3 protein-coding genes are annotated in these 2,703 nt (G+C 64.3%); 1 reads left to right on the top strand and 2 read right to left on the bottom strand.

Annotated elements, in window-relative coordinates; translation table 11 throughout:
• On the bottom strand, window positions 1-726 hold a 726-nt coding region (locus tag EN984_RS30095; RefSeq protein WP_127384175.1), incomplete at its 3' end, for a Bcr/CflA family efflux MFS transporter.
• Window positions 727-939: 213 nt separating this feature from the next.
• Window positions 940-2,349, bottom strand: coding sequence for a PLP-dependent aminotransferase family protein (locus tag EN984_RS30100; protein ID WP_127384176.1), 1,410 nt, complete (start codon window positions 2,347-2,349; stop codon window positions 940-942).
• A gap of 104 nt (window positions 2,350-2,453) precedes the next feature.
• Here EN984_RS30100 and EN984_RS30105 point away from each other — a divergent pair.
• Window positions 2,454-2,703: EamA family transporter (locus EN984_RS30105; RefSeq protein WP_164765745.1), on the top strand; the 250-nt coding region annotated here is incomplete at its 3' end.

The following is a 2,703-nucleotide window of genomic DNA, read 5'->3' on the forward strand; positions in this document are numbered from 1 at the left end:
GTCCATGAGCACCCGCGGCGCCGTCGAAAAGAACACGAAGAAGGCGCCCATGGCGGCACTGAAGCCGAGCGTGTACGCCCAGAAGGCGAAGCTGGAGAGAATGGGACGAAACGCCATTCGCCTGTCGTTGCCATTGGTAGGTCGTGTTTCATGCCATCTCGGCCATGCATTGAGGGTGGCGGCTACCGCCAGACCGCCGAGCGTCAGGAAGATCGCGCGCCAGCCGAGATTGTCGGCGATCAACGCACCGGCAATCGGCCCTAACGCCGGCACGAAGGCCAGCATCGAACTGAACAGGCCGTAGATGACGGCACTTTCAGGCCTCTGCGCATAGACGTCGCGAACCGTTGCAAAGGTCGCAACGAGAACGGCGGATGCACCGATGGCCTGCACGACCCGCAAGGCGACGAACACCATGGCCAGCGAGGTGCAGGCGAGCAGGGCGGAAGCGCCTGCAAACAAAAGCGCGCCGCCGATCAGCACCGGACGCCTGCCGATCCTGTCGGAAATCGGGCCGAAGACGATTTGGCCGAGCCCAAGGCAGATCATGTAGAGGCTCAGTGTCAGTTGGATGACATCGGGCGATGTCTTGAGGATCTCCGGCATCGCCGGGACAATCGGGAGGTAGATGTCCATGGCCAGCGAGGCCAGGATGTCGAAGGGCGCCATCAGCACCATGGCTGCTGGCAGGGAAGTGGTCCATGTCGGGTTTTTTGGAAAAGGCATGATTGAACATCCGCTCAAATGGCTACATTTGGCGGCGATCTGCCGTTCGCACTGAAGATGGGAAATGACGGGCCGCCGCAACAACGAAGTGCTGTTGCGGCCTACTTGTCTGCTGACTTGCTGGTTCCCATAGTCGTTATCCCGGATCGCGCGGATATTCTCTCGACGCGCAGATCCGTCCCTTAGCAGCCGGAGGTTGTCCAGGCAACAGGATCAGCTTGGTCGCGCCATCGCTGCCTCGATCACCCTGAAAATCCGCTCGTCCGTGCATTGGGCGACGTTGAAGCGCAGGAAGCGGCTGGCCGTTCCAGACAGGCTGAATGCGTTGCCGGGCGCCAGCACGATATTGTCGGCCAGAGCGCGGCGGGCCACTTCGGCCGCATCGACGCCATCCGGCAGACTGCACCACAGGAACAGGCCGGCCGGCTGGTCGATCCAGGGTGAGATGCCGATCGCCTTCAGGCGGGCGCCCGTCTCGCCCGTGGCGCGCGCAAGCCGTGCGCGCAGCAAATCCATGTGCTTCCGGTAACTGCCGTCTTTGAGCAGCGTCAGCACCAATTCGGCCGCAAGCCGGCCGCCGCCAAAGGTGGTGGCGATCTTCAGGTCGGTCAGGGGCTCGATCCAGTCGCGGGGGGCTGCGATGAAGCCGCAGCGAACCGACGCCGACAGCGTCTTGGAGAAGCTGCCGATGTGGACGACGCGGTTCAGACCATCGAACGCCGCCAGCCTGGGGGCGGGCGCATGTTCAAAATCGGCGAAGATGTCGTCTTCGACGATAGTCAATTCCGACTGGTCGGCGAGCTTGAGCAGCCGATGGGCGGTGACTGGCGACAGCACCGCGCCGGTCGGGTTGTGGATGGCGGAATTGGTGATGTAGAGGCGCGGCCGATGCTCGGCCAGCGCCTGCGCGAACAGATCGATGTCCGGCCCCGACGGCGTGTAGGGAACGCTGACGACCTTGGCTCGGTGGGCGCGCAACAAAGCATGGAAGTTGAAGTAGCAGGGGTCGTCGACCAGCACGGTGTCGCCGGGCTCGATCAGGAACCGGCACAACAGGTCGATGGCCTGCGTGCCTGATTCCGTCAGCATGATCTGCTCGGGAGAGGCCTCGATGCCGTGCCCGGCCATACGCCGCGCCAGCAATTGCCGCAGCGGCGGCAGGCCGAGCGGCGTGCCGTAATCGGCCAGTGCGACATCGTCGGCACGCGCTACCGTGCGCAGTGCCCGGCGCAGACCGGCCTGCGGCATCCACGAGGCCGGCAGCCAGCCGCAGCCGGGTTTCAGCATGTCGTCGCCGGCCTCCAGGGACTGGCGTGAGATCCAGAGTGGATCGACCGCGCGGTCGAGGCGGGGGCCGATTTCGGCCAGCGACAGCGGCGCCAGCGATCCGGCGGCATAGAATCCGGAGCCCGGCCGCGAGCGGATCGTCCCTTCGGCGGCGAGCCGCTCATAGGCTTCGACCACGGTGGATTTGGACACTCGCATGGATTTGGCAAAGGCGCGGATCGACGGCAATTGCGCTCCCGGCGTCAGGCTGCGCGCCGCGATCCGCTGGCGGATCGTCGCCATGACACCTTCGACCAGCGTTCCGCTGCTCTCGCTTCCTGTGGTCTGTTTGTCCATCCGTACTGCTCTGCCAAGCATGACAGTTTTGCATAATTGTACCGCATTGTCTCTGGCGATACCACCGGCTCCGCGCGATACGGAGCCGACAAACGGAGCATACGATGGACAAGACCGCGAGCGGCTGGATGAATGGATTCATCGGCGTGTTGATCTTCAGCGGCTCCCTGCCGGCAACGCGCGTGGCGGTCAGGGATTTCGATCCGACATTCCTGACGTCGGCCCGGGCGGCGATTGCCGGCCTGCTTGGCCTGGCGCTGCTGCTTCTGTTTCGGCAGAAACGCCCGGAGCGCGGCGATCTGCTGTCGCTGGTGATCGTCGCACTTGGCGTGGTTGTCGGGGTTCCCCTGCTGA

This window comes from Mesorhizobium sp. M7A.F.Ca.CA.004.12.1.1 (assembly GCF_003997835.1).
GTDB lineage: Bacteria > Pseudomonadota > Alphaproteobacteria > Rhizobiales > Rhizobiaceae > Mesorhizobium.